The following is a 4,168-nucleotide window of genomic DNA, read 5'->3' as shown; positions in this document are numbered from 1 at the left end:
CAGCTGTTTTAAGTCCTGAGGCTGACCGGAATCCGTCATCGCGAGATAAACATATTCTTGCGATCAAAGACAAAGGGCGCCTTGGCTGGCAAAAGCAAACAGGCTACAATCAGCGCTCGCGAATTGAAACCCAGATGGGACGCTGGAAGCAAGTCATCGGCAACAAACTGAAGGCACGCACCTTTAACAATCAGAGGACCGAAACAAAGATTGGCGTTCGCATTCTCAACACAATAACCGAACTCAGCAGGCCCGCGTTCGAAGCAATCTCATGACCTGAATTGACGGGTTTGGGAGTGCTGTAAGCTATTCACGGCCCATGCAACAAGGCCGTTCTGACCCATGCAACAACGTCGTATTTACGCAACAAAGCCCCCGTAAGGTCCCTTCCAGAACGGTATTTGGGGCCATATCAGACCTTCAGGGATCAATTGACCAAAAGGAAAAAAGTTATCGAAAACCTGCAGCCGCGACAAGACATAAAACATACCACTAGACATTCCAAAGCTGTTCAGTTTCGACATACGTACCGCTATTCGCGAAGAAGCATCAGCACCGAAAAGAGTGTGGTCGAAGGGAAAAGTATAACGCGTCTGATCTTCAGTTCTGAGTAGTATCCCATTCTTACAGGGAAGACAGGAAACTGGTTCATTATCCAGCATCATAAACCAGTGCTGTCCTGCGATGTAATGAGGGCTACAGAAACGCCTTGCTCCCCCGATTTCCTTCATTCTGACATCACAAATCTGACCTGCAAGGGTATAACTCAGATCCACCTCATCATGAAGATTACTTGCTCTCGAGTTTTGCAAAAATCCTGGAAGCAAGCCCGAAAATCGAATGGACTTAACCCTACCAACAACATCACGAACCAATTCGTAGCATAGAATATCCTGGTCATCCTCACTGAGCGTCACGGTTTGAACTGCCCCAGTAGGACTGCGCTGAGTATTGAATGCTACCTCACGACTTTCAGAGATCAGAGAAAACCTATCACCATGATCGGTGATCTGCAGTTCTTGACCATTCAAGTCAATCCTTAAACAATCATCAGCTTGGTCCACATTCAGGTAGAAACCAGTACTCTCACAGACAAACCCGTTCGCTCTCGATGTGTAGCGATCCGTTCCAGTAGCGTCGCTACATTCGCCTTCCTTGTCGGAAAATCTCCTTGAAAAACTGGTTTGAATGCCATGCTGATTATCAATAGTCCCCGATTGGACCGTTCCGGTTACATAGTTAGTTTCGGAATTGAATCGAAAAATCGCGAGGTCAGGATCTTCGATAACTTGCCAGCTTTGATCTGAATAGCATTTAAATTTTTGCCCATTCAGTTTTAGGATGTCGCAACCCTCGTCCCTCTCAAACTGAGCAAAAAAGCGATCACTTGTAACAGCACTTAACCGACCAGTATCATCATAGGTGTAGCGAAAAACCCTGTCGTCAATCTGTTCCGTTTCAAGAAATGTTCCCAAATAATTTCTTTTGAAAACCTGCTGACCGTCGGTCAAACTGCAAAGGCGACCAACGCCATCAAACGCAGCATCCAGAGATTGCTCAGGTTCGTCAGTCAGGTTTGCATGCCATTGATGGACACTGGTTTTGATGTTTCCATCAGATTGTTCGGATCTTGCCAAATGAGCTGTTCGGGCAATATCAAACACATCAGCACCCGTTGAGGAAAAGGTCCATTCCTCGGAATTACCTGTAACTGCAAGATCATTTATAAACCCGGAACGACTGAAACCCACTTCAACGGAGCGATCCTCCAAACCGACGGGGCGACCAAAGCCGTCACGACCAATAACTTCGGTTTCAATCTCGACAAAATCAGAGCGATTATCAGCATGGTAAAACTGAAGATGCGATACAGGCACAACATTGGAGGAAAAAGGAGACAACAAAGGCTCGGATACACCCAGAAAAGCCGCATGAAACAAACTGGACATACGGTCCAGAAGGTTATGAGGCAAGTCTACATGAATACCAGAAGAATCCCCGGAAAGAGCTGCCCGCCAGCTGGTTCTTTCAACAGGAGCCGAAAGAATATCATGAATATGAGCAAGCAATATGTCTGCTCTGCCCTCTTGTACAGACTGCGGCAATTCAATGAGACCAGCTACCGACAAAGGCCTTTTTCGTACAATCTCAGCCAAGGAACCGAATAAGTCTGACGGAGAATATGGGGCTGATCGAGGTGTTTGTACAACCCCATCTGTGAAGCTTAAGCTGGTGTCGGGCGTGATAAGTTCCGACAGGGTGTTCGTAACTTGATTATATTTCAGCAACCATTCCAGACCCCGGAAATTCATCGAAAGCGGATTTCCGGCATCGTCATAACCAATTCTCAAAAGCTCCTGATCACCATCCCCTATTGACGCGAGCAGGCCCCATTCATCCTCATATGAGAATTCCAGACTTGTATCTTCACCTGCCTCCACCCGATGCAAGCGGCCATCTTGCCAGTGATAGGTAACGGTTCGCCCATCTGCCAACCTGAAAGAGGAAAGAACGGCCTGGTCACAATCAATGCTGAATTCGGTTATTGCGTCTCCACCACGGCGGATTACCGTCTTGTCAGTGGCCGGATAGGCACATTCCAACGGCGCCATGCCATGCCTGAAGCGCCTATTCAAAAGCCGGTTATCACTATCTAGCTGCAAGGCTTCAAACGCACCTGAAGGTCTCACCCGGTGGGTAAGCTTCCCGTCTTCATTATACATATAGGCCCACTCTCCGGCATATGCCGAGCGAACCTGTACAAGCCTGCCATCATCATCATATCGATAGGAACCAACATCCTTTAGTTGACCGGTTATCCGATCCCGCTCGCTTATCCGATTGATTTGCAAATCATCACAATGAATATCAAGATGCAGCCCGTCACTGCGGGAAACACTGGTCAAATTTCCGTAGGCTGATCGTTTGAAACGGATTTCATCGCCAGCTTCATTATATAGCCTGCGCAGAAAAACTTTTTTACCGTCCGACAAACCAAACTCGTAAAACAATCCCCCTGCTACCCGAAAGGTCGGGCGCATATTCAGGATTTCAAGCTTCCAGTCCTTTACAACAGGATTGGTGGAAATTCCCCCGGACCAGGGTATCTGGAAACGTGCTATCTCACCCGTTGGCAGGTGAAGGCTCAACCATTCCGGGCCTGGCAGAACATACAGGCTCCAGTTATCAATCCATCCCTCGCCAGTCTGTCCGTTGAAAAGTGACATGGACTGCCAGGTCGAGGTCAGAAAGAGGGGAATTTTTCCCGGGTAATAAAGATCAGTTCTGGAAAAGGTCGCTTCACCAGAGACAGGATTGAAAATTGAATCCACAAGCCGGGTGTTTCCTGGCCTCTGCCCCCGATAATCATAAAGGTCATAAAGTATGGACATATGTTAGCCCTGAAAGCTGAAGAGACGTTCAAGGAAATGATCCAAGTTTTTCCCGATGTAATTCAGATTGCTGTAATCAGCGTCCCCTTCATTTTCATGATCCCAGAAATATATCGCGCCTGCATCATCTCCAGACAAGGACAGCAGGATCAGATTACCGAACGGATCATGCGCAATGGGAAGCATATGGGATGGAACACGCTCGTCCTCGACATACATGGAACAATAATCCAGTAAATCTGACGGATCATCAGTTCCCACTGACAAAAACCAGTCCACCAACGAATCGCTATAGGGACCATCATCATCAAGAAACGAGAAGCATTCTGGTACTGGTCTACCGCCATTTTGCTGAGACAAAAACGACCGATAATCTGCTGGTAGAGCGAGCCCCAGTTTCTTTTCCAAAGTTGCAAGACCTGCTTCATCAAGCCCGGTGGAAGCGTCCAATATCACTGCCTTAGCCATTCTTCAGTTGCTCCTTGATTACCGAAACACCACCGGAGTGAGGAAAGGCGTTATGCATGATGGAATCGACAAGTTGTAATGTACCCGGATTGGCGCCATCATGGTGCCAGGTAAACCCCTTTGGAGTTCTGACATGTCCTGCATGCTGGTTTGCCATATAACAGTCACGTACCCGACTGGGTTTAGCTGTCTTTGATACAGTCATATTTCTCTCTTTTAATCTCGCTTTGACAGATCCAATCCGACCTGTTTCTTGCATGCATGTTCGTGTCTGCACCCTTAAAATCAATTTGTGAAGGCGTGAAGAC

At 47.4% G+C, this 4,168-nt stretch carries 3 protein-coding genes and 1 pseudogene; 1 reads left to right on the top strand and 3 read right to left on the bottom strand.

The annotated features are described in order from the left end of the window. Positions 1-275, top strand: a pseudogene (locus BMZ51_RS24200) (IS5 family transposase); the annotation flags it as partial. An 84-nt stretch (positions 276-359) separates the two neighbouring features. On the opposite strand, the gene BMZ51_RS23090 reads toward BMZ51_RS24200, so the two are convergent. Genes BMZ51_RS23090 through BMZ51_RS23830 form a run of 3 tightly spaced genes read right to left on the bottom strand, consistent with a single transcriptional unit; the run spans position 360 to position 4,065 of the window. Further along, on the bottom strand, positions 360-3,392 hold the full coding sequence (locus BMZ51_RS23090; protein ID WP_068009285.1) for a DUF6531 domain-containing protein: 3,033 nt from the start codon (positions 3,390-3,392) through the stop codon (positions 360-362). Positions 3,393-3,395: 3 nt separating this feature from the next. Beyond that, complete coding sequence (locus BMZ51_RS23085; protein WP_068009288.1) at positions 3,396-3,860, bottom strand: SMI1/KNR4 family protein; 465 nt, start codon at positions 3,858-3,860, stop codon at positions 3,396-3,398. Continuing rightward, positions 3,853-4,065 (bottom strand): HNH endonuclease signature motif containing protein, encoded by a 213-nt coding sequence (locus BMZ51_RS23830; protein WP_161941240.1) that lies wholly within the window; start codon positions 4,063-4,065, stop codon positions 3,853-3,855. The genes BMZ51_RS23085 and BMZ51_RS23830 overlap by 8 nt, the downstream gene beginning before the upstream one ends. Positions 4,066-4,168 lie beyond the last annotated feature (103 nt).

It is taken from the genome of Pseudovibrio axinellae (assembly GCF_900110875.1).
GTDB lineage: Bacteria > Pseudomonadota > Alphaproteobacteria > Rhizobiales > Stappiaceae > Pseudovibrio > Pseudovibrio axinellae.
Note: the sequence above shows the minus strand (reverse complement) of the source record. Positions and strands in the feature narration are given on the sequence as shown.